This window comes from Mucilaginibacter agri, assembly GCF_009928685.1.
In the GTDB taxonomy this organism is placed as follows: Bacteria; Bacteroidota; Bacteroidia; order Sphingobacteriales; family Sphingobacteriaceae; genus Mucilaginibacter; species Mucilaginibacter agri.
Map to the genome: position 1 here is coordinate 1 of NZ_WWEO01000005.1, position 219 is coordinate 219.

Consider the following 219-nt stretch of genomic DNA (forward strand, 5'->3'; position numbering starts at 1 on the left):
ATCAAGCTGCGGTATGAGGATGCGTACTTATGCCTATGCAAAATCCTTGCCTGTGGTTAAGCATAAAAAAAGCTCATCAAAAAATTGATGAGCTTTTAGCGGAATGGACGGGACTCGAACCCGCGACCCCATGCGTGACAGGCATGTATTCTAACCAGCTGAACTACCACTCCTCCCGTTTGGGAATGCAAATATAGGAATTCGATTTGCATTCCCGAA

1 tRNA gene is annotated in these 219 nt (G+C 45.7%); it reads right to left on the reverse strand.

The window, feature by feature from the left end:
- Nucleotides 1–99: 99 nt before the first annotated feature.
- A tRNA-Asp gene (locus GSY63_RS00010) sits at nt 100–173 on the reverse strand.
- Nucleotides 174–219: the final 46 nt, after the last annotated feature.